At 42.1% G+C, this 26,719-nt stretch carries 19 protein-coding genes and 2 pseudogenes; 6 read left to right on the forward strand and 15 right to left on the reverse strand.

The window, feature by feature from the left end:
- Window positions 1–489: 489 nt before the first annotated feature.
- From ACFVS1_RS20970 to ACFVS1_RS20990, 5 genes are all read right to left on the reverse strand, one after another.
- Window positions 490–4,821 carry an endonuclease gene (locus ACFVS1_RS20970; protein WP_387550210.1) on the reverse strand — a complete coding sequence of 1,444 codons (4,332 nt, stop codon included), beginning with the start codon at window positions 4,819–4,821 and terminating at the stop codon, window positions 490–492.
- A gap of 54 nt (window positions 4,822–4,875) precedes the next feature.
- On the reverse strand, window positions 4,876–7,794 hold the full coding sequence (locus tag ACFVS1_RS20975; RefSeq protein WP_387550212.1) for a bifunctional metallophosphatase/5'-nucleotidase: 2,919 nt from the start codon (window positions 7,792–7,794) through the stop codon (window positions 4,876–4,878).
- A gap of 538 nt (window positions 7,795–8,332) precedes the next feature.
- Window positions 8,333–9,184: a pirin family protein gene (locus ACFVS1_RS20980; protein WP_387550214.1), complete on the reverse strand. Its 852-nt coding sequence runs from the start codon at window positions 9,182–9,184 to the stop codon at window positions 8,333–8,335.
- Between the two features lie 68 nt (window positions 9,185–9,252).
- Entirely contained in the window at window positions 9,253–9,726 is a 474-nt protein-coding gene (locus ACFVS1_RS20985; RefSeq protein ID WP_387550216.1) for a MarR family winged helix-turn-helix transcriptional regulator, read from the reverse strand.
- 183 nt (window positions 9,727–9,909) lie between these two features.
- Window positions 9,910–10,464, reverse strand: coding sequence for a helix-turn-helix domain-containing protein (locus ACFVS1_RS20990; RefSeq protein WP_352924941.1), 555 nt, complete (start codon window positions 10,462–10,464; stop codon window positions 9,910–9,912).
- Window positions 10,465–10,567: 103 nt separating this feature from the next.
- On the opposite strand from ACFVS1_RS20990, the gene ACFVS1_RS20995 reads away from it, so the two are divergent.
- Window positions 10,568–11,152, forward strand: a complete 585-nt coding sequence (locus ACFVS1_RS20995) for a LysE family transporter (protein ID WP_352924942.1) — start codon at window positions 10,568–10,570, stop codon at window positions 11,150–11,152.
- A gap of 289 nt (window positions 11,153–11,441) precedes the next feature.
- Here the strand turns inward: ACFVS1_RS20995 and ACFVS1_RS21000 are convergent, their stop codons facing one another.
- The 3 genes from ACFVS1_RS21000 to ACFVS1_RS21010 form a co-directional block, all read right to left on the reverse strand.
- A complete protein-coding gene (locus ACFVS1_RS21000) occupies window positions 11,442–12,227 on the reverse strand; it encodes a PhzF family phenazine biosynthesis protein (protein WP_387550219.1) in 786 nt (261 codons plus the stop codon).
- Window positions 12,228–12,607: 380 nt separating this feature from the next.
- Window positions 12,608–14,020 (reverse strand): LysM peptidoglycan-binding domain-containing protein, encoded by a 1,413-nt coding sequence (locus tag ACFVS1_RS21005; protein ID WP_387550221.1) that lies wholly within the window; start codon window positions 14,018–14,020, stop codon window positions 12,608–12,610.
- 248 nt (window positions 14,021–14,268) lie between these two features.
- The gene (locus ACFVS1_RS21010) at window positions 14,269–14,448 is read right to left on the reverse strand and encodes a hypothetical protein (RefSeq protein ID WP_352924945.1); all 180 of its coding nucleotides are present in this window, start codon (window positions 14,446–14,448) and stop codon (window positions 14,269–14,271) included.
- Between the two features lie 111 nt (window positions 14,449–14,559).
- Here ACFVS1_RS21010 and ACFVS1_RS21015 point away from each other — a divergent pair.
- From ACFVS1_RS21015 to ACFVS1_RS21025, 3 genes and pseudogenes are all read left to right on the forward strand, one after another.
- A pseudogene (locus tag ACFVS1_RS21015) lies at window positions 14,560–15,315 on the forward strand (methionine ABC transporter ATP-binding protein).
- 55 nt (window positions 15,316–15,370) lie between these two features.
- A pseudogene (locus tag ACFVS1_RS21020) lies at window positions 15,371–15,970 on the forward strand (methionine ABC transporter permease).
- A gap of 326 nt (window positions 15,971–16,296) precedes the next feature.
- Complete coding sequence (locus ACFVS1_RS21025) at window positions 16,297–17,046, forward strand: sulfite exporter TauE/SafE family protein (RefSeq protein ID WP_352924948.1); 750 nt, start codon at window positions 16,297–16,299, stop codon at window positions 17,044–17,046.
- Between the two features lie 274 nt (window positions 17,047–17,320).
- On the opposite strand, the gene ACFVS1_RS21030 is transcribed toward ACFVS1_RS21025, so the two are convergent.
- The 4 genes from ACFVS1_RS21030 to ACFVS1_RS21045 all read right to left on the reverse strand — a co-directional run bounded on the left by ACFVS1_RS21030 (window position 17,321) and on the right by ACFVS1_RS21045 (window position 21,997).
- Window positions 17,321–18,019, reverse strand: a complete 699-nt coding sequence (locus ACFVS1_RS21030) for a GntR family transcriptional regulator (RefSeq protein WP_352924949.1) — start codon at window positions 18,017–18,019, stop codon at window positions 17,321–17,323.
- A gap of 826 nt (window positions 18,020–18,845) precedes the next feature.
- Complete coding sequence (locus tag ACFVS1_RS21035; protein WP_387550224.1) at window positions 18,846–20,312, reverse strand: aminoacyl-histidine dipeptidase; 1,467 nt, start codon at window positions 20,310–20,312, stop codon at window positions 18,846–18,848.
- Window positions 20,313–20,351: 39 nt separating this feature from the next.
- The gene (locus tag ACFVS1_RS21040; RefSeq protein WP_387550226.1) at window positions 20,352–20,960 is read right to left on the reverse strand and encodes a VanZ family protein; all 609 of its coding nucleotides are present in this window, start codon (window positions 20,958–20,960) and stop codon (window positions 20,352–20,354) included.
- Window positions 20,961–21,172: 212 nt separating this feature from the next.
- A complete protein-coding gene (locus tag ACFVS1_RS21045; RefSeq protein WP_387550228.1) occupies window positions 21,173–21,997 on the reverse strand; it encodes a MerR family transcriptional regulator in 825 nt (274 codons plus the stop codon).
- Between the two features lie 106 nt (window positions 21,998–22,103).
- Here ACFVS1_RS21045 and ACFVS1_RS21050 point away from each other — a divergent pair, with 106 nt between their 5' ends.
- Window positions 22,104–22,553 (forward strand): GNAT family N-acetyltransferase, encoded by a 450-nt coding sequence (locus ACFVS1_RS21050; protein ID WP_387550230.1) that lies wholly within the window; start codon window positions 22,104–22,106, stop codon window positions 22,551–22,553.
- Between the two features lie 101 nt (window positions 22,554–22,654).
- On the opposite strand, the gene ACFVS1_RS21055 is transcribed toward ACFVS1_RS21050, so the two are convergent.
- Entirely contained in the window at window positions 22,655–23,671 is a 1,017-nt protein-coding gene (locus ACFVS1_RS21055) for an ABC transporter permease (protein WP_387550232.1), read from the reverse strand.
- Window positions 23,668–24,393 (reverse strand): ABC transporter ATP-binding protein, encoded by a 726-nt coding sequence (locus ACFVS1_RS21060; RefSeq protein WP_352924955.1) that lies wholly within the window; start codon window positions 24,391–24,393, stop codon window positions 23,668–23,670. Before ACFVS1_RS21060 ends, ACFVS1_RS21055 begins: the two co-directional genes overlap by 4 nt.
- Before the next feature lie 118 nt (window positions 24,394–24,511).
- On the opposite strand from ACFVS1_RS21060, the gene ACFVS1_RS21065 reads away from it, so the two are divergent.
- Entirely contained in the window at window positions 24,512–25,111 is a 600-nt protein-coding gene (locus tag ACFVS1_RS21065) for a TetR/AcrR family transcriptional regulator (RefSeq protein ID WP_387550235.1), read from the forward strand.
- A gap of 45 nt (window positions 25,112–25,156) precedes the next feature.
- On the opposite strand, the gene ACFVS1_RS21070 is transcribed toward ACFVS1_RS21065, so the two are convergent.
- Window positions 25,157–26,416: an MFS transporter gene (locus ACFVS1_RS21070; RefSeq protein WP_387550648.1), complete on the reverse strand. Its 1,260-nt coding sequence runs from the start codon at window positions 26,414–26,416 to the stop codon at window positions 25,157–25,159.
- Window positions 26,417–26,719 lie beyond the last annotated feature (303 nt).

Genomic DNA, 26,719 nt, shown 5'->3' on the forward strand with positions numbered 1-26,719 from the left:
CCTTTTATTCGACCTACACCCACTCGATTCGACCGTTCACGCAGTTTATTCGACCTACCACCCACTCGATTCGACCGTTCACGCAGTTTATTCGACCTACCACCCACTCGATTCGACCGTTCACGCAGTTTATTCGACCTACACCCACTCGATTCGACCGTTCACGCAGTTTATTCAACCTACCACCCACTTAATTCGACCGTTCACGCAGTTTATTCGACCTACACCCACTCGATTCGACCGTTCACGCAGTTTATTCGACCTACCACCCACTCGATTCGACCGTTCACGCAGTTTATTCGACCTTCCCTCATAATTAGAATTCCAAAGCATTTATTTTGCGGTCCACGCATTAAATGCCAAGCGGCGCGCCCCATTTATCAGGGCCTCCGCTAGCCAGTTAAACCAAGTCTCCTCTTGCCAGCATGGTTGCACTTTCAGCAAACTAAAAAAGCAGCCCTCAGGCTGCTTTTCCCTTCTATCTCCGATTTAACTTGCCTTTTTCTCATCGTTGGATTTAGCGGCACCCCAAATTTTGGATGCCCATTCAGGATGGTCGATGAATGGATTGCGGTTATTTTGCCAGTCATGAATGACATCATTGCGATGGCTCTCGAAATCGTCGACTGGATCGAGTTCATTCCATTTCAAAAGTGTCGATAGCTTTCCATGAAGAGGCTTCGGATACGTATTGACTGTATCTGATAATTCAAGATCCAACTCGCCGCCTCCCTCATATCGGACGGCCATGTAAAATAGCATTCGTGCTATATCGCCTTTAACATGGTCTGGCGGCTCCCATGAATCTGAATCAAACTTACATTCACATCCACTATATGTTTGACCGCCCTCGTCGAAATCCAGGTGGCCCCGTTTACCATTCACCGTTACATCAGCGGGACGGAGGTGATGAAGGTCTGTCCCGGGACCTTTGCTTGTCCCAAAATCACCGTGGGACTTTGCCCAAACATGTTCACGGTTCCATTGTCCGGTATTGCCCCCATTCGCGTTCTCCGAGATTGATTTTCCAGAGTAAAGCAAGATGACATTCTGTTTGTTCATCGGGTCTTCATCCGTTTCTTTAAGGGCATTCCACACTTGATCATAAGATAACATCGTATGGCCCTTGATTATCGAGTGCAAAACAGCTTTCAATTCCTTTCCCGTTTTTCCTGCCGCCGTTTCGTAATAAGCTTCAAGCGGCTTATCATCCGATACGGTCAACGTGAAACGGGCAACCGCTTCCGATTTCTGGTCCTCGGCCTTTACGGCGACAAGGTATGTTCCAGCATCATTTGCAGAGAGGGTTAATGTTTGGCCGGCGACTGTACCAAAAGTGGATGAAAAGGTCAGTTCATCTCCATCTGGATCTGAGAAGTGCTCACTCAAATCGATGGTGACCTTGGAACCGGCTTTCACTTCAAGATTTTCCAGGTTTTTCGTTACGACTGGCGCATGATTTTCTTTAGGGTCGAAAGGGGAAGCGATCGCTTCCCCTTTCGAATCGACAAACTTGATATTCGATGTGTCGACACCTTCTGTTACCGACCATTTCTGAACATTTTCAGCGCCCCTGATTTCTTTTACATTGGCGTTATCGATGATGACTTCCTTCACCGTTAAGCCTCCAAAATCAATGATCGCGCCTTCCTTATCCGGTTTAATCGTCACAGCAGCATTCTTCAGCCCGAGGCCTTTGAGTACAGCATATGAACCTTTTAACCATATACCTTCTTCGATGTTGGATGTTTCATCAAGGTCTATCAAAACACTAGGTGAAGCAATCGTGAGTCTTTTTGTTTTAACGTTTGTTAGATTATACGTTTTTTCTGGAGCAGGAGGTTCAACTCCGCCTCTTCCGGATAAAGAGCTTGAGATCAGTACAGGGTCATGATCGCTAGCCCTTCCATGAGCTTCCATGAAGGATGAGTTAATATGGACAATATCGACTTTTGTCGCCTCGGCCATATTATTCGATACAAGGATATGGTCCAGTACTTGTGAATTGCCTTGATATGTGTAAGAGTAACGTTTTTCAAAAGGGACTTTTTCGATCATATTGGTTAGGTCTTTGCCCTTTAATGTATTTAGCGGAGCCGAAAATTCAAAATCATTAAAGTCTCCAAGCAGGACGATATTCGCTTTGGCATCCTGTGACTTGATATCACTGACAAACCGATTGACGATAGAGGCAATTTGGAGCCTTTGCGATTCACTAGAAAGGACAGGAGGCTGGTTTTTGCCGAATAACGGCTGGTCACCGCCCTTGGAATTAAAGTGATTGGCTACCACCACTACGCTTTCCCCTTTAAATTCGAATTGAGCGGCTAAAGGCTTCCTGCTTGAAGTGAAGGCGGGATCGGTAGGCTCGATTCGTCCAGGGTTCAAGGTGAGTTTTCCATCTTTGAAGGCCACGGACTGTGTTGCCGTTCCTTTCGTACCTTCAGTCAATTTGACACGGTCGGCATTATATAAAAAGCCTACCCGGATATTCCCGCCGGGTGCCCCGCCATCAAGTTTATCTTCCGGTGCGATATCGATGTATTGATATTGCGGTCCGCCCAGCTCTTTTATTTTGTCGGTTAACTTCTTGGCACTTTGAGCAGAATCTGTTGTCCCGCTATCTGTTGCCCCATCATTATCTTGCATTTCCGTTACGCCGATGATATCGGGTTGTTTTAGATTGGTAATGATGGATGTTGCGATCGTTTCAACTTTCGAATTAGCAGTTTGAGTCGAGAAATTCTCGATATTATAGGAAGCAATGGATAGCTTATCAGCATCCTTCTCCAAGGATGTCACTTCCCGATCCGTACCGCCATCCTTTAATGCCGGCAGCTGAGCTTTATCCGCCAGTACCCTATAGTTGCTATATCCATAGCTGATGACACCCGTAACCGAGCCTTCAAAGAAATCACCGGTTTTTGCTGTAAATGATTCATCATTTATATCCAAGGTAATTCTTTCAGGATTGAAATCCGTTTCCGTTATTTTGACGCCTCCAACTGCAGTCGTCGTTTCCATATTCCCCGGAATCACGACCAATTCACCATAGTCTTGAGGAGCAACCACTTTAGGGTTATATACTTCTACTAGCATTCCTTCCAAACTCTCGTAGAAATCAATGCCGTCTTCACTTGGGTTAAAGTCTGTCAATCTATCATCATCGATGTTCTCAGACGGTGGAATGACATCTTTTCCAATGATGATCGGTTCTGGCCTAGCTGCAGTGCCAAGCTTTTCAATCGTCGTATTGGTCAATTCAGTTGTTGGCAGATCCGTCGTTTTCATTTCAGCGTATCCTTCGATATACCATTCGGCAACTTTCCCTGCCACTTTGATATGATCTCCCGCTTTCAGGCCATGTTCTTTGTTGTACACAAGTATTCCCTCGGATGTCGTTAAGTCCTTATCCGGGTTGGGATCTTGCATGTAAAAATTATTCGCATCCTTTACATAAGTGACGACACCTTCCACACCTGAGACGAGTTGAGTTTCATATGATGAAAAATGATTCATCCCCTGAATGTCACGAATCTTCACTTCATTGGTTTTGTTAACGGTATAGGCAAATGTGAAAACTTCCGATGTCTTGTCGTTGACAGCGATTGCCTTGATGACAGTATCTTTCGTTAAAATGATAGGTCCTGTGTACAAAGCACTTGAAGATGTCGGTGTGGATCCATCCAGCGTATAATGGATTTTCGCTCCTTCCCAACCAGAATCAAGTGATACTTTTGTATTTTCACTAACCGTGCCAGGGAAAATATCCGTGTATACGGCTGGTTTGTTGACGAGTTCATAATCTTCAATGCCACGCGGCTTCAATTGATACGTGTCATTAAACTTCGATCCGATCCCGGTTACGGAAATGACATCCCCTGCTTTAAAGTTCCTTACGAAATCCTCATAACTCGAACCGGTCCGGTTATCATGGCGAACGATAACAGATTTCCCTTCAGTATCTTCCGCCTTGAATTCGAATGTTCCGTATGTTCCCGATGCAGCCAATTCTGTAATGGTCGCTTTTTCAATGGTGACCAGCTCACCTTGTGTTTCCTCATTGACGCCAGATGCATCAACTTTTTGGATTTCAGGAAGTTCATTCCCGGAAGAAACCACTTCAAGGGAGGTTGGTTGGATTTGCATTTCCTTATTATAAGCGGACACTTTTCCAATTAAAGTAACCTTATCCCCTTGCTTTACATCCGCAGGCCACGAAGAACCATAAACATATAGCCCAGCCGTTTCATCTTGGATATAAAAGCCTTTTCCTCCCCAATAACCAAGCCCAGTGGTGACCACTCCATCGACCTGCACGACATCTTCGGTATTCGTGCGTGCCTCGGCAATCGAGTCCAGGACCTTCACATCAGGCTGTTCAGGAGTTGTTCCTCCATCAGTGATGATCGTGTAATCCGTTGCGGATTTCAGGCCGGGTACTGAAAAGTACTTTTCCAGCTTCCCCGTAATCGTCACCTGCGCTTTAAGTAAATCCGGATGTTCTACCAAATTCAAAGCCGTTCGGATATTTCCGGCCGGAAGCTGGACAGGCATGATTTTCTTAACATCCGTTTCATCCGGACTATCCGCAATACCTATGTTCGTACTTTCAGTAAAAGGCGATGTTTGCTGATAGCTTGTACCGCTTTTAGCTGTACCGACGATATATCCCTTCACCGTCGCCGTTCCGCTGTTATTATTAATCGCTTCCATTACCGATATTGTTCCTTCCGCTTTTGCAGCGGCTGCATTTGGCAAAACCGTTGACAGCACGATCAGCATGGCAAAGAAAAGCTTGCTTATCCCGTTCTTCTTCAAGATCTCAACCCCTCCAACTTTTTTTCGCAGGCTCAGCAATCATTTGAATACCGCTTAAAGATTGGTTTCGCCATTCACCGTGACACCGCTCATGCTAACGGTCTTACCGTTAAGTCCCGATAAATCCAAATTACCCTCGACTGTAACCTGTGAAAAAGTAAAGTTATCCGAAGGAGTTCCCGTTAATGTAAGATTTCCTTTAACCACTGCATTTTCCAATGAAGCGATATCCGTGATATCCACAACCACATCACCTTCATGTGTTTTTGGGGCATCTGCCGTTCCGCCAAAGTCTTTAGCCAATACCACAGTCGGGTCTGTATTGCTTCCGGCCACATCCTTGATGCGTCCTTCAATGCTTGGATCGACAGTTTTCAGTCCGCTTACATAATCCCGTAAATTCTCCCAATCAGCGAGTCCGATATCTGTCACTCTTCCTTCTTCATAAGCCTTCTTGAAAACGGTGAATCCATCTCCGCCCTTGGCTGTAAAAGCATTGGTCGCCACGACATATTCCTTCGCTGCATCCAATTCGGAATATGTTCCATCTTGTCCAAGGACTTCAGCCTTTGTCACACGATTGCCAGCTTCCTTCGAACTGTCGTAGGTGAACTTCATTCCGGAAACATGCAGGAAGCCGCCATTTTCCTTAGGAGCCAGGCTTACACTATGCTCTAATGCTTCATTGATTTCTGCACCCGTAAGCTTCATCGTCGCCAACGTATTCCCAAACGGTAAAACGGTGAGGATTTCCCCTAAAGTGATCTCACCTTGATCGATGCCAGCGCGGATGCCCCCGCCATTTTGGAAGGCTATGACGGTATCCTTATTGAATTCCTTCGCTTTAGAAAGCATTCCATCCGTAATTAAATTACCCAGTTCCGTTTCATTTTTGCGGACACTCGGCTTCGTTTCATCTCCTGCATCACGAGGTGTTTCCAAGGCTTTCACAGCTGTTGCACCCGTCTTCGTTTCCTTCAGCTCCTTAATCTTAGAGGAGTATGTTTCAAGCACTTTTGCCGCTTCAGCATCATCCTGTTTTTCAGAAAGCTTAATCAACTTACCGGCTTGTCCGACAATCTTGCCTTGCTTATCGAATTCCACATCGATCGTTCCTAAATAGTCGCTATACTGATACCCTTGAACGATGACTGTCGGCTCTTTGGCTTTCCCTTTATCATCCTTATCAATAACAACGGGGGCGTCCAACTGCGTATGGCTATGCCCGCCCACGATTACGTCGATGCCCTTGACCTTGGCAGCCAATGTTAAATCATTGTCATAAGCCGCATTGTCATCGTAACCGATATGGGATACGGCAACGATCTTATTGACTCCCATGCCTTTGAACGCCTTGACCGCTTTTTCGGCTTCTTCAAGGTAGTTTTCGAATTCTATACTTCCTGGACTTGAAATATCTTTCGTCTCTTCAGTTGTAAGCCCGAAGAACCCTACCTTTTGGCCATCCACTTGTTTTACGATCCCATTGTATATTTTCCCTTGCTCTGGCTTACTTGAAATCAAGTCCGAGAATAGTCCTTTGAACTTATCATCTTTGGAAAAGTCCACATTCGAACTGACAAATGGGAACTGTGCCCCTTTAATGAAGTCAGTCAAAGCTTGATGCCCTTCGGCGCTTGATCCCAAATCAAACTCATGATTCCCGAATGTCATGACGTCATATTTCATTAAATTCATGAAGCGAAGGTCGGCTTGCCCTTTGAATTCATTAAAATAGAGAGTTCCCGAGAATACGTCACCAGCATCAACCAAAATAGCTTGCGGCTTACTCTTACGGACTTCCTTAACAGCCGTCACTCTTTTGGCCACATTATCCAAGTGGGCATGTGTGTCATTCGTATGCATCAAGGAAAGCGTGATCGCCTTCGCAGGATTTTTCAAAGCTTCTTCGGCGGCAGCAACTTTCTTATCCGCCAATGCTATTTTCTCCAGGAATTCCTTTCGGTCCGCTTCCTTGATTCCATTTAAATTAATGGCTGCTTTCGCCTTTTTAGCTGCATTTATCTGTTCTTTCGTTTTGAGTTCCCCATTGGCAAGAGCTACATAGGCATTGACCCGTTTTGCCACTTCTTTTTTCTTTTCTGCATATACCGCATCATCATACTTGCCTTTCACTTCTTTAACATAGGCATGTATGGCTTTTCCGAGCTTGGATGTTTTGCTGACTTTTTTCAACTGCGAAGAAACGGTGTGCATCCGCTTGTCCGCGGTCTTTAAATCACCCTTCTTCACCCAGTAATCCGCCTTTTCATAGTAGTACGGAACTTTCAGGTCACCGTTCAAAGCTGTTTTGGTCGATTTAGTGAATTTATCGTATAAAAGCTTTTCGATTTTCGCACCGTAAACGGTATCTTTAATATTTTCATCTGCCTTTTTCACGGCTTTATCCAGTGCCTCGTATTGGTTCCTGATATCAATTGATTTCTTGGCAACGATTGCATTCGTAAGGGTGCCAATCGATTTTCCATGTGCAGCTTTTGCTTTCTCTGCCGCTTTATATCCTTTTACATAGCCTTCTGAACGAGTAATATACTTATCATAAGCTTCGATTTCTTTGTATTTGGCATCTTTTTCTTTTTTGCTTAGCATTGATTTTTTAATGGTAGAGTTGATGTCTTTTTTTGCTTGTTTTGCAGATTTGATTTGTTTTTCAACAGTGGACACTGAAGCGAGTTTAGAAGTGTAGAAATAGGTGTCGAATGGTTTTTTGATGGCGGCCTTGGCCGTTTTGATTTTACTATTCAGACTAGTGGCAGCATCCGAAGGTGCCGGTGCTACTGCTACGATCGTTGTCGCAGCCATTATGGTAGCTGATGCAATTTTTACGATTTTCTTTTTCCCCATTATAGTTAATCCCCCCATAAGTTCTATACTGACATAACATCCAGCTAACTTATCCATACAATTGACGCGCTTTTCCAAAAATTGAATTCCGACAAATGACTTACCCATACACAAATCCACCCTACTTTTTTCCTCTAAAGATCCGTGTATCTCTTATATTACAACAAAATAATCCAATTTTAAAACAAATTTACAATACATCACGGAATATTAACAGAATATTATCATTATAATCACCCTAAAATACCTACTGGCTAATTCATGATATATCAAGAAAATTATTTAATGGTAAAATAGAATCAGTTTGAACTATATCTAAACTTAGTCTTTATAACTAATTGCTAAAAAGCAAAAAAGGGAGAGATTTAAATCTCTCCCAGACTGCAGACAATGTCGAAGAAGTCTAGTTAGCCTCCAGTTTGTTCTTTAAAAAATCCAGTTAGGAAACCGGAGCTAATAACGGATGCGTTCTTTTCTCGCATGAGAGAAGAATGTATTCGACCTTTCCAGCACTTTATTCGACCTTTCCAGCACTTTATTCGACCTTCACCGTACTTTATTCGACCGTTCACGAATTTTTTCGACCTTCACATTCTTATGGAAGGATTCATAAAAAAGAGCATCAGTTACGATGCCCTTTTCCACCTTAATGCTTCAAGAAAGTGCCTTGCCGATACTCAAGATATGCCTGATCGATTTCCTCTTCAGTATTCATGACAAACGGTCCGCGGGCAACAACAGGTTCCATTAAAGGTTCTCCTGCATATAAAACAAGTCTTAAAGGCTCTGTCGCCGTTATATCAATTTCACTTTCCCCTGATTCTTTACAAGCACCCAGCCATAAGACCTGTCCCCTTGAGGCTCTCACTTCGTTGTTACCGAAGATTCCGCTTCCTTCTATTAGATAGATGATTCCGTTGTAGCTTCCTGGTAAATTCTGTGTGACCGATGCTCCAGGCTCCAGGACCATCTCCACCATCGTCACGGGAACATGGTTTTTCGTTGTCGAGATAACATCCTTGGATGATCCGGAAAAGACGCGGATCAGTGCTCCGTCTTCTTTTCTGACCGGCATATCCTTTGCCATTAAGTTTTGGTATCTTGGTGTCGTCATCTTTTCACTCCGGGGAAGGTTGACCCAAAGTTGAAGGGAATGGGCAGTCACACCTTCGGAAGGCACCTCATTATGCACAACGCCGCTTCCTGCTGTCATCCATTGGACATCACCAGGTCCAAGTATCCCTCCATCCCCTGTATGACTGTCATAGTGCTCGATCGTTCCGTCAATGACGAATGTAACGGTTTCGATTCCCCTGTGCGGGTGGATATCAAATGATCCCTTTTGAAATTTATCCTCCATCATTAAAAGGAACGGATCACTCTTTTTCCAGTTTCCTGGTTCTATGACTGGTCCGGCCGTATGAATCGGACTATACCTTTGAAGCTTCACATCTTTCACTTCGACAATATCACGTTTAAGATTATTTTCACTTTTCATTACTCCATTCCTCCCTTAAGTTACTAGTAAACTGATAAAAATGCTGTCATTATGCTGCCTGATCCGTCTTAGTATTCCACCTGGCTGGGATTAGGCACTTCCCTCTGTAAACTATGTCTATGAATCTTTATCATCATCTCATGCATGCGCTTCTTTTCTTCATCATCCAATACATCGAATAATGAAGCTTGGAAATCGGATTGAATAGGCATGACCTTTTCCATTAACTCTTTCCCTTTTTCCGTTAATGAAATATATTTAACCTTCCATTGTTGATTACGGACGATCAAGTTCTCTTTTTCCAGCCTTTTCAGCATATGTGATACGCCTCCACGGCTTATCGTTAGGTGCTCCGCTAATTCGATTTGTGAAACAGGCTGATGGATAAGCACTTGTGCCAACATATCGAATTGTGCAGCGGTGACGCCGAAATGCTGTAAGTGTTCATTCGAAAGCTGATTGCTTCTTTGATAAAAACGAACCATTCGCAGCCAAATCAGCAAACTCAATTTGTTCTCATCAGAAAATCCCCGTCTATCCATGTTAAGCCTACCTCCCATCTTTAATGCACCATCAGTTTACTAGTAATTTGATAACAAGTCAAATCATTGGGCCTTTAACTTGTTGAAGCATTATCCCCAACAGGCAGACCATACCACCAGTCAATCTATAGGGGATATTCACTTTGCAAAGATATATTAAACAGTACTACAGTACTCCCCTTTTTAAATTGGATAATATAAGATCATGCTTATTCGTGTTAATGTTTCCCCTGAATTATGGTAGGCATGCGGTCTATCAGCCTTGAACCTGATAGAATCACCATTCCTTACTGTATATTCTTCATTATTTACACGTACAGTCACTTCCCCTTCAAAAACAGTTATGTACTCTTCTGTTCCTTCCCTATGCGAATCGGAACTTAGGAATCCACCTTTTTCAATCTCGACTGAATATACTTCAAAGCGCTTCTCATCCTCAAAGGGAAAGTGGGGATAAACTCGGTATTTGCCGTTATCTTCAGATAATGATTGAATTTCACTTTTTAAAACGATTTTTGTATCCGGCTGCGGACTATTTATCAATGAAGAAAATGATATCTTTAATCCATTGGCTATTTTCCAAATGGTTGTAATCGTAGGGCTCGATCCTCCCCTTTCTATTTGTCCGATCATCGTTTTGCTTACTCCAGTTAATTCTGCAACCTTTTCAAGACTTAATTTTTTACTTTCCCTGATGGTCTTTAAATTATTAGCAATAATAAAATTTATCTCTTCCATAAAAATTCTCCTCATTTACAATATAACGTCCGCATTGTACAATAAAAAGGAAGTCGTTATAATGTCAATTTTGGTCATTATAACATACAGAGGGGAGTCAACCATGCCTTTACTATCCTTTTTGCTATTTGTTTTTATTACGAGTTTCACTCCAGGTCCAAATAACATCATGGCCATGCTATTTGCGAACAAGTACGGATTAAAAAAGACGATTAAATTTTGTTTCGGGGTAGGTGCCGGTTTTTTTGTAATCATGTTATTGTGCAGTTATTTTAATGTTTTGCTTGAAAATTTCATACCAAGGATTGAATTTTTCATGATGATTCTAGGTGCAATTTATATGCTGTATCTGGCCATAAAAATCATTTCCAGTTCAAATAAAGATAAGGACGATAATGATGACAGGAACAATAGTTTTATAGCTGGCATGCTTTTACAATTCATAAATCCAAAAGGCATTCTTTATGGCATCACGGCAATTTCGACCTTCATACTGCCTTATCACTCTTCAAATTTCAGCTTACTATTCTTTTCATTATTTCTGGCTTTTGTTGGTTTTATGAGTACGTTCTGCTGGAGTATGTTCGGTTCTGTTTTTCAAACGTTTTTATCAAAGTATAGAAGTCAGTTTAATGTAATCATGGCTTTGTTATTAGTGTATAGCGCGATTTCGATTCTTGTACACTAAAAGTGTAACGGTACGCTCCTTCCATTAAGAAGGTGCGCCGAGTTGTAGACAAATGGGATTCCATCTAAATCTTTAAATAAAGTTGATTGGAGCGGCATTTCCTCAAAAAAACATTTCAGATGATTTCAGAAATCCGCTCCCTTTCCGCCGAATGGCTGCCAAGCCTCCTCGCTCAAGCGCCTGTCGGCTAGCCAGTTATTCGGCAGGAGTCAAATTTCTTCAATCCAATGAGGGTTTGCAGCTGAAGGGATCGTTAGTTTTTTCATGCCTCACCCTCCCCTCCCTTGCATTAAATGGTTAAGTTCCCTTCGAACATTGTCATGGCATGTCCAGAAAGTTTAACCGTGTCTTCCGTTACTTCAACCTTCAATAGTCCTCCTCTTTCCGATGCCTGATAGGCTATAAAAATACCTTTGTCCAGCTTTCTTTTCCAATATGGTCCCAAACAACAATGGGCCGAGCCCGTTACATGATCTTCGTCAAGGCCTTGGGCAGGGGAAAAGAAGCGTGAAACGAAGTCATATTCACCGCTTTCCGATCGACTCGTTACAATGACACCCCGAATCGGCAATTGGGCAATGGAATCTATATCAGGCTTTATATTTCTTACTATTTCCTCTGATTGAACTTCGACTAGATAGTCCCATTTGTTTTGTCCAACATACGCAGGCACAACGCCTAAAGCTTTTATCAGTAATTCAGAGGCAGCAGTCTCCTGCTCGATTAATGACGGGAACTCCAATTGAACCATTCCGTCAACAAACTTTGCAGTGAGTAGCCCGCTTTTCGTCTGATAGACAATTGGTCGATCCCTTTGCACGTATCCTTTACCCCACAAAAAGAAAGAGCTTGCCAGTGTCCCATGTCCACAAATAGGGATTTCAATGGAAGGTGTGAACCAACGCAGCTGCCATTCAGCTTTATGAAGGTGAATGAACGCAGTGACAGGCATATTAATCTCTTTAGCTATTTGCTGCATCCACTCGCTGTCACTTTCCCCGTTTAGAAGGCAGACAGCCGCAGGGTTTCCTTTAAAAGGTTGATCTGTAAACGTATTAATGATGGTTAATTCCAAAAAAAAATGCCTCCTTAAATGCGATTGTCCGTAATACATTTCCACAATGTAGAACACATTTCCTTTATGGACTTACCATTCCCTTGTTTTTAAAGTTCTCTTTATCTCATTAAAATGAAAAAGGCCACCATAGAGCGGCCTTTTTCATTTCTATTTTTTTCATTCATCCAAGGTCCCAAATGGCATCCTCGATTAAGCCCCAAAATTCCTTGTCCATATTTATATCTTTTTGAACTAAGATACCAAACGAAGTTTAACGTTGTTATAAAAATCCGATAAACTTTCAGTGCATTTCGAAATCACTAAAATAGACAGCTTTATAAAAAAAGCTGCCCATCACTATATTAATAATGTGATTCACCTTGCTGTAACAAAACACCCTACCGTTTCCTTACAATAAATGTATCCCTAAGCAGTTCCCAATTCTGGGGAAAAGGATAACCAAGCACCCAATAACTGAGACCCCTTGACCTGTAAATCTTCACCAGGTCGAATTTAGCTTTAGCACTGCGTGCGTCCTCAAACCAAACTTCATGTGTACGTCCCTGATTATCTTTGTATCTATAATAAGGTGATTGGGCTGTCTCGTCATATTTTATTTCTACATTATATTGGACTGCGCGTCTGATGGCTTCCTGCATGTCGAAAGTCTCTGCTTCCTGCCCCTCTTCATGAGGAATAAGCCAGTCTCGTGCATAAATTTGAAATCCTATGAAGATTTTATTTGTTGGTATAGCCGTTACAGCATAGTCAAGGACACGCTTTATTTCATCAATGGGAGAGATTGCCTGCGGCGGCCCTTTTCGGTAACCCCATTCATATGTCATCAGCACCACGAAGTCGAGCAGCCGTCCGTGAACTGGATAATCATGTGCCTCAACTAATGGTCCCTTTTGATTGGCGCTAGTTTTTGGGGCGAGGGAGGATGACACAAAGTAGCCCTCTGGATGCAAACGATCCACTGCTCTTTGGAGAAAGCGATTATAGAAATCACGATCCTCTGGTGCTACACTTTCAAAATCGATATTCAATCCACGGTACCCTTTATTTTTCATCGTTTTTATGACGTTCGTTAATAATTTTTCCACTAAACTTAAATCGGAAAGTATCGTATGTGCAAGCTGTGTTCCCGCTTCCGTTGCGGAAAAATTCGTTATACACATCATGGGTATGACGCCAGTTGACTGTGCCGCCCGTATCGTTGGGGTGTCATCTATGACTTCTAAGCTGCCATCTTGCCTCATTCTATAACCAAATGGACTTACGTAGGTCAAATCGGAGGCTACTTCACGCACCTGCTGCGCACCTACTTGCCCGTAAACGTTTGTAAAACCATTTACATCAATGATGGGTTTTGGTTTCTGGGGAATCCTTATTATTCGTCCGATATGAATATTGGACGGATCTGTAATCCGATTCATTTGCATAATGGCTTGAACTGTCGTTCCATAACGCCTTGCTATATCATAAAGGGTATCTCGTTCCCTTACGGTATGATAAATAACCGGGATGGTTAGTCTCTGCCCTGGATAGATAGCAGAAGGATTTGTGATGCGATTCGATTGCATGATTTCCTGTACCGTAGTTCCAAACTGATTTGCGATTTTATTTAGAGTATCCCCTTCCTGAACCCTGTAATGAAGATAAGGTTCAGGAATCAAAAGTGCTAGGCCAATTACTAGCTTATCTGGATTTTCAAGGCCATTAACCTGAACAATCCGGTTTGTACTGACACCATATTGCTGGGAAATCCCCCACAAAGAATCCCCCCTATTCACCACATGAATTTTCACATGCACTGCCCCACTTTCCTTCAAAATATTCCCTTCATTTTATTCCCTAGATAGCCCTAATATGTTTTTTGCGTTCAACATTCCAGTATTCTTAGTTTTTTCCCCTCTTATTACGTATAATTTTTGCTCCCCATTGAGAGCCCGGATTCTTTATGTGAGAATTACAGTAGAGGAAAAAATGAAAAAGACCACCATATGGCAGTCTTTCGTGTTTCAGTGTTTTACCATTCAAGGTTCCTTGTCCATATTTATTTCTTTATGAACTCTGATTCCAAACGATTGTTAACGTTGTTATAAAAATCCGGTAATTCCTCAAGTGCATTTCGAAAAGTTAATAGGATCGTATCGATTCCGATCGCTTGAAGTTCCTGGATTTTGATCGCAACTGATTCGTAACTGCCGATCAACCCTGTCCTTACGCCTACCACTCCCCTGAATTTCAAAAAGCGATTGAAAGCAATACAGAATTTGAAGGATTTCACCGACCTGATTATTTTAAATGAATGGATATAAACGCTTTAAGATTGGGAGGTTCCAGAATGATAACATTTAAAAATGTAGGTAAAACATTTACTGTAAAAAAGAAGTATTCACTGCGGTTTCCAATGTGAATCTAGATATTAAGAAGAATGAAATATATGGGATCATCGGTTTTAGCGGGGCAGGTAAATCTACTTTACTGCGCATGGGCAACCTGCTAGAAAAGCCTACGGAAGGTACGATTGCTATAAATGATTCGATCCTTAGTGATTTATCTGGCAAACAGCTTCGGGAAGCACGCAACAAAATCGGGATGGTTTTCCAGCATTTTAACATTTTGGCAAATCGAACGGTGCAAGGAAATGTCAGCCTCGCATTGTAACTTGCCAATGTACCAAAACATGAGCGCGCCAAAATTATAGCTGAACCCCTGCAAATCGTTGATTTAACTGATAAAGCCAATCATTATCCGGCCCAGCTCTCTGGCGGACAAAAGCAAAGAGTCGCTATCGCCCGCGCCATAAGCACAAGACCTAATGTATTGCTATGATGAGCCAACCTCTTCACTTGATCCGCAAACCACTCAATCCATCCTGGCCTATCTAAAAAAAATAAACGAAATCTATGGTGTGACCATCCTGATCGTGACTCATGAAATGGATGTAATTCGAAAGTTAGCAAATAGGGTGGCGGTCATGGAAAATGGGAGAATCACGGAGGAATTGAACTTAGCGGATAATAGAACCATTCCCATAACGAAAATCGGTAAAATTCTATTGAAACATGAATCTGAAGAGGTGAAGGTAAGTGTTTGATAATATCATTTCCTTACTTCCATAAATTCACTTAGGTGCAGGCCAAACATTTTTAATGGAGGGAATAGCGATATTGGCAGCTATCTTATTGGGACTCCCTCTTGGGTTCATTACATTCTTAACTTCAAAGGAGCAATTACTCGAACAGACTATCATAAATAACGTTTTAAACGCAATGATCAACACGGTCCGTTCCTTCCCATTCATCATTTTACTCATTGCTCTTATTCCATTTACACGAACATTATTGGGAACATCTGTAGGTCCGCTAGCCGCCTCCATCCCACTATCGATAGCTGCCTTTCCTTTTTTAGCCCGGCTTGTTGAACAATCTTTACGTGAGGTGCCAAAAGGAACAATTGAAGCTGCTGTTGCGATGGGCGGATCCCCCTTCCAGATCATTAGCAAAGTTTTATTATTAGAAGCGCGTTCCGGCCTCCTGCTAGGCCTCACTGTTACTGCCGTTTCTTTCATATCCTATTAAGCTATTGCCGGAGTCGTAGGCGGCGGGGGAATTGGCCACTTGGCCATTCGTTATGGATACTACCGTTTTCAAACTGACATCATGATAACAACCGTATTCCTTCTTATCATCATTGTTCAATCCGTCCAATTCGCCGGAAACTATCTATCTGCCAAACTTGATAAAAGGTGAACGCAATCATAGCCTTTCCTGGTTCGAATCCAATGAAAGGCTATGACTTTTTCATTAAATTAAAAATGCTTCCCTAAAAAAGTATTGCCAGTAACAAACTAAATCAACACCTCAAGATATACACTCGCTATCCAAGCCTCACCTATGACTCCTAACCGACAAAAGCAAAGGGTGTGTACCTCTCCATAAAAGCGCACGACAAACGCGTTAAACGTAGCGATACAGACCTTAATCAACCTATTTCAAAACGATGTTCCGCCAAACTAAAACCCAATTAGTATGGTATAATTACAGAAGAGTTAATTTTTGCTTCAGGAGTTGAAAAAATGACGATCAGCAGCATCATATTGGTGGTGGCGGCAGTTTTTATCGGTGCCTTGATGCGGACGATGTTCGGGTTCGGTGAAGCGATTGTCAGCATGCCCCTGCTTGCCTTACTTCACATTCCGCTTAATACTTCGGTTTCCCTGATTGGGTTGGCAGGTCTTACTGTTGCGTCACTAACCGTCGTTAGCGGATGGCGTCATATCGAACGTTCGGTATTAATCAGGTTGGCGGCTTCAACGGTCATAGGCATACCAGCCGGCCTCGCTTTGCTCCATTACGCACCTTCGAAGATCATTACTTCTGCACTCGGTGTTTTTTTGATGGCATATGGAGGATACTCCCTACTTAAGCAAAAACTTTTCCAGGCTGTGGATAAACCGTTACTCACCTCGAAGGGCTGGGTATGGCCGTTCGGTTTTGCGTCGGGAGTCCTTGGCAGCGCATATAACTTTAATGGAGTGCCGGTCGTCGTCTATGGAACTTTAAGAAGATGGAGTCCAGATCGATTCCGCGGAACATTGCAAGCCCATTTTCTTATCTCCGGAATCCTTGTCGTGACGGGGCATGCACTAGGCGGACTGTGGACAGCCGATTCATTAATTCTCTACGTTTATTCCATTCCAGCCATATTACTGGCGACAGGTCTCGGAATCTTCATGAATAAGAGAATTCCCGCGAAGAAATTCGAAAGCTATTTATTCTTTATCATCATTGCGCTAGGTGTACTATTATTGCTACCCCATGGCTAAAAAATAAAAGCCTGATTTCTCATTGAGAATCAGGCTTTTTGACCTGTTTAACCAAGGGAAGGAACAAGGATATGTTGATCCGAACTTATCTAATGAAGCGATTTTGTTTTATATAAAAGCGATGAATGAATAAATCCAACGGGAAGAGGTTTATCAAAGCATCCTGCCTTTGACTGAGGATATTATGAAGATTTTGTTTTATGGGATCGTTGGAGAAAAAGAGAAATGAATAAAAAAACGGTGTGAATCGATATCTCCCATTCACACCGTTTCTTTAAGTCAATGTTAATAATTTGGCTGAAGTGTAATTATATTTCTCGATTGATAAATCAAAAACGGCTCCCGCTTTTAAAAAGACTGTACTTTCAACGATTAAGGTCGGATCACCTGGCTGCAAGTCCAAAAGCTTGGCATCATCGTCATTTAGTTTTTCACATGAAATGATTTTATCTGCAAACCCGATATTCAACTTCAAATCCTCGACTATATATTCATAAATGGAACCATTTGCGATTTCTTTATTTATGATGGGAATGATATCTTTATTGAAAAAGGACTCTTCTATTACAATGGGTGCACCATTTAAGTATCTAACCCTTTTTAGGTTATAGATTTTCGTTTTTACCTGGCATTTCATTTGCTTGGCCAATTTTTCATCGGCTTCTATTAATTCTAACTTCAACACTTTACTTTTCATTTCATCATTTGGAAACACTTTGGTTAAGCCACCCATATCCCTCATCGAAATGCATCCCGGTCTGGAAAACTCCCTTAGGAATATGCCGCTTCCTTGCACTTGATAGATATAACCTTGCTCAACCAATATATTGATTGCTTTTCTAATGGTATTCCTGCTGACATCGAACTTCTTCATCAACTCTTCTTCAGTAGGTAACTTTGTATTTAATGTATATTTTCCTTCTACTATTTCTTTCTCCATTTGTTCTACGACCATTCTATACTTAACACCCATTTTGCCATATACCTTCCTCTATACATAATGATTTCGAACAATAATTAATGATAGGTTTTCTTTACAATAGTTTATTTTATAACGATTGTAAAGAAACCTCTGTTTCTTTCAGACTGCAGAGAAATCCTAAGAAAAGCAAATTTGTCTGAAGTTTTTTTCTAGAAAACATTCCAGCTGATTTCAGAAATCCGCTCCCTTTCCGCCGACTGTCTGCCAAGCCTCCTCGGCGTAAGCGCCTGTGGGGTCTCGGCTAGCCGGTTATTCGGCAGGAGTGTCGCAAATTTCTTCCATCCAATAAGGATTACAGTAAAAAAACATCAAGGATAACCTAGTCTAAAACTTGGTTCGGAATAGACCAGCTTGCAGTTGTTATTAAAAACACGTCTCAGTTGATTGGAACGTAAGGTACGAGACTCCTGCTTAGAAAAGCATGGCCAAGGGAGACCCCTCAGGCAACGCCGAGGAGGCTCCCGGACCGCCCGCGGAAAGCGAGTGCCTGGAGTGGAAATCAACGTTCTATATTAACAACCCTCAAAAAAGCATTCAGTTCATTCTTCCATCCAATAAGTTTACCTGCAGATTTTTTTAAAAAATATTCCAGTTGATTGGAACGTAAGGCGCGAGACTCCTGCTTAGAAAAGCGTGGCCAAGGGAGACCCCGCAGGCGACGCCGAGGAGGCTCCCGGACCGCCCGCGGAAAGCGAGTGCCTGGAGTGGAAATCAACGATCTGATTTACTAACCCTCAAAATAAGAGACATCCTATCGATTAACGGTAGGATGTCTCCAAATCTATTGAATTCAACTGTCCCCAGAAAATGCAGTTGTTTATAAATCCTTCATTCTCTTTAATGTGTAAACAAAGTATTCCCAGTTGTTTATGGTCGAAGGGATGCTTACGTGTTCTTCGGGTGTATGTACGGAAAACATATCCGGTCCGATTGAAACAGTATCCAATCCTGGTAGCTTATCTATGAATACCCCACACTCGATCCCTGCATGCACAGCGATGATTTCAATATCCTCCTGATATTTTTCTTTGTATGTCTCTTCAAATAATTTCTTGAGTTTCGAATCAGGATTATAGGGCCATTCCGGATAATCCGCGTCAACCAATAGCTCGCACCCAAGCATGCCGGCAATGGCCTTTGCCTGTGTGACCATATTATATTTGATGCTTTTGACCGAACTCCTGATTTCACTTTCGAATATCATTTCTGTTTCATTTGTTGTAACGACACCTAGATTCGTCGAACTTCCCACTAATCCTTCTATTCCCATGCTCATTCCTTGAACGCCATGCGGGATTACGAGTAAGGAGGTAATGGCTTTTGTCACCGTCTCTTTGGAAAAAACATTTGAAGAAACCGTTTCGATCTTTTCAAACCTGATCGATACCTCAGGGTCGGAAGATTGCAGTTCATTTTTAAAAGTATCTTCCCATTGCTGGAGTCTCTCCGTTATCTTCTGAACATCTTCTGCATGAATCAGTACAGTTGCCTCTGCTTCACGAGGAATGGCATTCCCTTTCAGGCCCCCGTTCATTTGCTTTATGCAGCAAGGGAAATCTGCCGTTAATTCATGTAATACTCTGCCCAAAAGTTTATTGGAGTTCCCTCTTTCCTTATGGATGGACATACCGGAGTGTCCGCCTTTCAACCCTTTAATCCTGATGTTATAAGATACAGCATCAACAATAGAAGCCGATTCCCATCCGATTGGCAGGACCTGACGAACGCGTATTCCTCCTGCAGAGCTGACCAGCAGCTTTCCATCTTCCTCCGAATCGATATTGATCATCATTTTTCCCTTGAAGTGAGCCGGATCCACGGCAAGTGCACCATTCATTGTCGTTTCTTCTTCAGTCGTTATGACTATTTCAAGAGAGGGATGCGGAATATCATTGGCATCCAATAATGCCAAAGCATACGCAACAGCCACTCCATTATCCGCCCCCAATGTTGTATCCGTCGCATACAACATGTCTCCCACAATCCTTAATTGAAGCGGATCTTTCTCGAAATCATGAAGCGTCCCCTTGTTCTTTTCGCAAACCATATCCATATGCCCCTGGATAATGACGGTAGGTGCACTTTCATATCCAAATGTGGCAGGCTTTTTGATAATCACATTCAGCGCTTCATCCTGGATCACCTCCAGGTTCCTATCCTTAGCGAAGTGAACCAGATAGTCACTGATCGCTTTTTCATTAGCCGATCCTCTCGGGATTTCGGAAATTGCTGCAAAATAATGAAACACCGGATGGCTCGATAATTCTTCTAACGTGCTATACATGGAAATACACCCTTTCATTTAACATATTTGTACTGCCTCTCATCCCTTTACTTTTCCAGGACGGGACACTGCCACTCTTGTGAACAATGGATACAGAACGTACCCCAGATAAACACCAACCATATTCAAGATAAGGTCATCGACATCCAAACTTCCGCGCCGAAAAACAAACTGACAGATTTCGATTGCCGAAATCGAAAGGAATGGATAAAGAAATTTCCTTTTTGCAGAGGGCTCCTTCCCTTCCCTTGACAACAAATACAGCCCAAATGGAAGGAACAGCCCCACATTGGCGCAAAGGTTATAAAATGACACAAGCCCGTTCATATCGTTCGATAAATATAAAAGAATCGTAGAGAAAGGGACCAAATTATACGAATATACCTGCCCTTCTGGTCGAAAGAACAGCAAAACCAATAATGATAAACTGTAGCCAAAGAATGTGGCCTGCCACAAAAGGCGCGGAATTCGGACCGTTTCACCTCGAAAAAAAAGAACCGCAAACGAAACGAAAAGAAGTATACAAAACCAGACAACGAAGATCACCAAAGGATTCAAATATAATCGGAGCTGAAGGAAAAAAGGCAAACCGCACAAAAACAATGCTTGCGACAGCAAAAGGGAAAGCATGACCGATTTTAGAGACATATAACTCCCCCCTTCTATTTCTTTCCAAATCATTGCATATCCTTATATCCTAGGACAACTTTAAGAACCCGTCAACAAACTGCAGAATATAAACCTGTCATTTAGAAAACTGCCAGTATGTTCGTCAAGAGGCAGCTTTTCAAGGCTAATGGATTGCTTGGAATGATTCATTCGTTAGTTCTCGCCCAAACTATGTGACTCTCTCCCCAGCCTTATTCCACTTCAACCATGATTTGCGTCAGGTAATTTTCATACCCCTTTACCGCGACTTCATCCAAGATGTATTCTTCGTATGCAAACGATTTGAGGTTCAAGTTTTCACTCTCCATGAATTGTAATATTCTTTCGTACGTTTCGGAGATATTTTTATAACTGCCTTTATGATAAGCAACAACATAGAGTCCCTTCGGTTTTGGATAGAATGTGGGGGCTGGGTGCCTTTCCATGACTTTCGTGTACAAAAATGAATAGTCATCATGATTCCCGTTGATGATGTTTTCTTTACTAATCATGGCCCCGATAGGGAATCCTGTGTAAAATTCATTTTCATTACAGAAATCAATGAAGTCAGATGTAGATTTTAAGAATTCGGCATCAGAAGAGTTCAGGATGGATTCACTAAGGAAGAGCTGTTCTTCCTCCTGAAGTTTCAAGGTGATTTGAGAGTCATCCATACAAATCGCTTTTTCAGTGAGGTATATTTTCGTTTCAATGATCTTCTGCACTCTGTGAAGGTTCTTTATCTTTTTTTCCAATTCTATGGTCTTTTCTTTGAAAAGTTCAATTAGTTCCATAGGTGACCTGTTAGTAAGAAACCATTTGATCTCTTTCAAAGGCATATTGAATTCTTTTAAAAGCGTGATGACCGAAAAAACTTCAAATTGTTGATAAGAGTAATACCGATAGCCCTTTTCGTTTTTTATATCGGGAGTAAGAAGCCCAATCTCATCATAATGAAAGAGCGTTTGTTTTTTCACATTGCATAATTTGGCGAATTCGCCAGTCGTAAAATATTTACCTACTTTTCCATCGGGCATTACGATCTCTCCTCTTGACTATATGGTAACCATATACCTTAGGGTATTAATATATCATGATAACAAAGCGGATAATCAGGTGCGAATTAAGAAAGGAAAATAAATGATGAAGACCACTATAAATGAAGTCTCGAACGAAAATGTAGCGGATATCTTGAAATTGCGAATAAACGAAGAGCAAAAGACTTACATCGAAACGACTGAGCAATGTTTAAAAGACGCGAAGGAATGTAAATATTACAGACCAGTTGGGCTTTATTTGGATGATACCTTGGTCGGTTTTGCGATGTATGGTTTTTTCCCTGGGGAAGGCGAAAATGGCAGAGTGTGGTTAGACCGCTTTTTCATTGACGCTGAACATCAGGGTTTCGGGCTTGGGAATATCTTGTTGGAGGCTTTAATAAAAAGATTAATAGAAGAATATGATTGTCCCGAAATCTATTTAAGCATAGTTGAAGATAATCAGGCTGCCCTTCATTTGTATAAGAAATTCGGCTTTGCATTCAATGGCGAATCAGACTATAACAATGAAAAGGTCATGGTCAAAAAAGTATAGGTATGATAATAGCTAGTCCTTTTCAACTCAAAAGTATGTCCAGCAATACAGAAAAAGCCAGTTCCTCATGTTCCAGGAATCCGGCTTCTTTTTTAAAGAGTTCAAAGTGAACGGTACTTTTTTAAACTAATGATATTGATGGTGATAAAGACGACGGCAAAGGCCAGGAGAATGAGCAGATCCAGTGAAATCTCATTGAAAGTGAAGCCTTTGTACATAATGCCGTTCATGGCATCCGATGCGTAATAGAGAGGCATGATCTTGCCGATTTTTTGCAGCCAGTCCGACATGCCATCCAATGGGAAAATCCCTGTAAAGAAGACTTGCGGCACGATGACGAGCGGAATGAATTGTACCATTTGGAATTCGGATGCCGCGAAACTCGATAGTAATGTACCAAGCGATAATGCAACGAGCGCGACCAGTATATTCGTCAGCAAAACGAGCCAAATGGAGCCAACAAGGACGATATCCAATACATTGACAGCATATAGTACGACAATTATGGTTTGAATGAGAGCAAATAAGCCATATCCGATCATATAGCCCACTACGATTTCATATCTTTTAATCGGGGTGGCAAGCAGCCGTTCCAATGTACCACTTGTGCGCTCCTTCAAAAGCGCGATACCCGCTATTAAAAATACAAAGAAGAAAACGAAAAAGCTGACGAGCATCGGACTGAAAGTATCAAAACTCTTTGTGTTGGCATCTCCGTATACATATTGCTCCTCAATGGAAGGAGTGTTTTTTTCTTTCCCTTGCAAGCCATGCATCATTTGCATTTGAATGGCTTTTGCACGGGTCGGTTCGTCGTTTAACAGCGTCAATTCTATCTGACCATTTTCAACATGCAGCCAGCCATCCGTATTATTTTCGATCATTCTTTCCTTAGAAAACTTTTCAGCAGCCGTGACTTGAAAATCCGCTTGTTTCAATGCTTTGACCATGGTTTCATCGCTGCCTGTAACTACGAGTTTCAAATCACTTGCTTCTGTATCGAAAATAAAATACATGAGCGTTAAAATGAGCAATGGAGCCAGGAAAAATAAAGCGAGTGTCCTTCGATCGCGGCGCAGCTGCTGGGTAATTCGAGTAACTAGAGAGGCAATTCTCATTTTAGGCCACCTCCAATCCTTAAAAAAACATCATCAAGCGTTTCCGCGGCAAATTGTGTTTTTAAAGCCTCCGGGGTTCCTGCCGCGATGATTTCACCTTCGCGCAACATCGCCAGTTTATCGCATCGTTCCGCTTCATCCATAACATGCGTCGTGATGATGATCGTCTTTTGGTCTTCATTTCTTAACCGCTCAAGTTCCTGCCAGATCGATTGTTTCAGCAAAGGATCTATTCCTACTGTCGGTTCATCCAAAATGAGAATCGCTGGATTTTGGATGAGTGCCACCGCCAGTGACAGACGGCGTTTCATTCCCCCGGAATAATGGGCAACCCGAACATTCAAATCACTCGTCAACTGAACGATTTCAGCTGCATACTGAATGCGTTCCCTTCGTTCCTTTTTCGAAAAACGGTATAGCTTCGCAAAAAATTCGAGATTTTCAGCTCCCGTCAGTTCAGTATATAAAGCATCGGACTGTGCCATATAGCCGACATCCATTAACAGTGCTTGATTTGGCACTTCATGATCCAGAACCGTGACTTTGCCCGCATCGGGCTTAATCAATCCGACAATCATTTTAATCAAGGTTGTCTTTCCGCATCCGGATGGACCTAATAAGCCAAAAATTCCGTTTTTTTCAATATTCAGGCTCAATGGCTGAATGACCTTTTTCTGATGAAAACCTTTGGCAATTCCTTCAATGGAAATCGCGTTTTTCAATGTACACACATCCTCCCTCTTTAATTAACACGGTGTTGAGTGTATCATCATTCTAAGGCAGCATTTGATCTAATACAATCAACACATTTGGAAAAATGTTCAGTGAAGGAGACATTCCATGGCATCGATTCATGAGGATATGGTACAGAAGACGAAAATGCAGATACACCATCATTTTATTGCACTCGTTGAAGCAGAGGGGTTCTCACATGTATCAGTGAAGAAAATTGCAGAGCGTGCCAACATTAATCGGGGTACATTCTATTTGCATTACACAGATAAATATGAATTGATGAATCACTTACAGCAGGAATTGTTAAATGAACTTCAAACCCGCATTACTGCCATTTTGCCGAAAGAGGCTTTTTTGGCTCTTCATCAACAACAGCTTTACCCGCCTTTCGTAGCGATTTTTCAATTCATCAGTGAACATGCCAACGCATTAAGGGCGATTCTTGGTGATCAGGGCGATCCTTCTTTTGCCAAAAAAATTAAGCGCGTATTCGGTGAAATACTGTTGGAGCGTTTGATCAGCCTGCATCCAGCAGCTAAAGATGAAGCATTCCGCATGTATATGCACGCCTTCCTGACATCGGCGATTTTAGGGGTGATTCAGGAGTGGCTGGAGAATTGTGAAGAACAAACGGCGGAAGAAATGGCGAAAATCCATTTTCAAATCTTGAACTTCATCAGTCAAATGCGCACATTCATCCAATGAACGATTCATTAAAGGCATGTTCCATCAACATGCCTTTAAATCAGATTATATCTTTTCCTTCGTTTCTACCTCTACATCACCAACCGAATAATATCTGCTCTTAGAGGTCTTCATACTAAGCACCGACAACCAAATTGATAAAGCGAACATGATCATGGAACCTAAAATCACCACGAACCTAATCGAAATGAAATGAGCTGAAACACCAACAATTGCGGTAGACATGATGATCAACAAAGCTTCTAACAAACCAAAAACACTTCCGACCCTGCCCATGATTTCCACCGGAATATTATTTTGATAAAAGGTTTGAAAGCCGGTGTTGGCAAAAGCCAATGAAAAGGCAATGATGAAAAATCCGATGGCGGCCAGTGAAAAGGAATTCGAAAAGGCATAGGTCATATAACCTATTGAGACAAATAAAGATCCAAGACCAATCAGGTGCGAGATTTGCACTTTACTGATGAATACGGCATTGACTATGGCACCCACAATGATGCCTGCCCCGGCGATGCTTACGAGGAATCCGTAATCGCTGTCCGACAAAAGGAGCTCAGCCTTGGCAAACGCGGCTTCTTGGGAATCGATCGCCGTTTCCATTACCACCATGCAGCTGAATAAGAAATAAATGAGCATGATATAGGAAGATTTCCGGCTGAAGTCCAGGACGATGCCCCAATCCTTTTTCATGATGGTCCAGGACAGGTAGTGACTGGATTGTTCAAGGGGATGATCCTTTTCAAGATTAGGCATGAATAGAGTGATGATACCGGATAACAATAAGGCAGCCGCGTTAATATAAATCGCCAAAATGGGCGTACCAATCAAGAAAAGGATCCCCGCTAGCGCCGGTCCAATCAAAAAAGCTCCAGAATCCATTAAGCTTCGTAATGAGTTAAATCGTTTCCTCTGTTCAACGGGAATTAATTTTGTAATATATGACCTTGATGTTGTTAAGAATATGGCCCCTGCCATATTGATCACGAAGACAAGGGAATAGATGACCCAAATAGAAGAAGTCAATGGCAGCAAGGCTATGAATACCGTGCGAAATAGGTCAAGTGCCACCATCAGATTCCGCTTATTTATCCGGTCGATCACGCTGCCTGCCCACACATTCGTAAATAGGGCAGCCATCGGTTTAACGATATAAAGTCCAGCTACTGCCAAGGCTGAATCAGTCATATCCAGAACGATTAAATTAAGGGCAATGAAATAAACCCAAGAACCGAAGTTGGAGATACCCATTCCGCACAATAGAATGGATGGGTATTTCCAGGATACTAATGTATTTCTAAATGTCATCGCTTCTCCCCCATGACCGAACAATAAAAAACCCGTTCCAAGCAATGCGTCTCGGGACGAGGTCAATTCGCGGTGCCACCCCATGCGTCACCATACATCCCCAACTATTTTCGGCTGCTTTCGAGGTTCTTTTGGAAAGTGGTCATTTCATTTACTTTTCTCCTCTTTACGCCTATATCTTATTTACTAAATTTTAACATCAATGGTTTTATAATGTAAATAAAGCAAAAAAACTCATTCAAAATAAATGAGTTTAAAAGCAAAACAAGATATGGATTTTTCGCTCAGCGTTCCCGGATAGAA

The organism is Peribacillus sp. NPDC058075 (assembly GCF_042885195.1).
Taxonomy (GTDB): domain Bacteria; phylum Bacillota; class Bacilli; order Bacillales; family DSM-1321; genus Peribacillus.

Bases quoted from the DNA above. Each gene is read 5' to 3' on its own strand.
- ACFVS1_RS20980 (WP_387550214.1), bottom strand. From the start codon at position 9,184: ATGAAAAGTGAAAATAATCTTAAACGTGATATTGTCGAAGTGAAAGAT.
- ACFVS1_RS20985 (WP_387550216.1), bottom strand. From the start codon at position 9,726: ATGGATAGACGGGGATTTTCTGATGAGAACAAATTGAGTTTGCTGATT.
- ACFVS1_RS21025 (WP_352924948.1), top strand. From the start codon at position 16,297: ATGACGATCAGCAGCATCATATTGGTGGTGGCGGCAGTTTTTATCGGT.
- ACFVS1_RS21035 (WP_387550224.1), bottom strand. From the start codon at position 20,312: ATGTATAGCACGTTAGAAGAATTATCGAGCCATCCGGTGTTTCATTAT.
- ACFVS1_RS21030 (WP_352924949.1), bottom strand. From the start codon at position 18,019: ATGGGTGTTAAGTATAGAATGGTCGTAGAACAAATGGAGAAAGAAATA.
- ACFVS1_RS21045 (WP_387550228.1), bottom strand. From the start codon at position 21,997: ATGCCCGATGGAAAAGTAGGTAAATATTTTACGACTGGCGAATTCGCC.
- ACFVS1_RS20990 (WP_352924941.1), bottom strand. From the start codon at position 10,464: ATGGAAGAGATAAATTTTATTATTGCTAATAATTTAAAGACCATCAGG.
- ACFVS1_RS21065 (WP_387550235.1), top strand. From the start codon at position 24,512: ATGGCATCGATTCATGAGGATATGGTACAGAAGACGAAAATGCAGATA.
- ACFVS1_RS21050 (WP_387550230.1), top strand. From the start codon at position 22,104: ATGAAGACCACTATAAATGAAGTCTCGAACGAAAATGTAGCGGATATC.
- ACFVS1_RS21055 (WP_387550232.1), bottom strand. From the start codon at position 23,671: ATGAGAATTGCCTCTCTAGTTACTCGAATTACCCAGCAGCTGCGCCGC.
- ACFVS1_RS20995 (WP_352924942.1), top strand. From the start codon at position 10,568: ATGCCTTTACTATCCTTTTTGCTATTTGTTTTTATTACGAGTTTCACT.
- ACFVS1_RS20975 (WP_387550212.1), bottom strand. From the start codon at position 7,794: ATGGGTAAGTCATTTGTCGGAATTCAATTTTTGGAAAAGCGCGTCAAT.
- ACFVS1_RS21070 (WP_387550648.1), bottom strand. From the start codon at position 26,416: ATGACATTTAGAAATACATTAGTATCCTGGAAATACCCATCCATTCTA.
- ACFVS1_RS21040 (WP_387550226.1), bottom strand. From the start codon at position 20,960: ATGTCTCTAAAATCGGTCATGCTTTCCCTTTTGCTGTCGCAAGCATTG.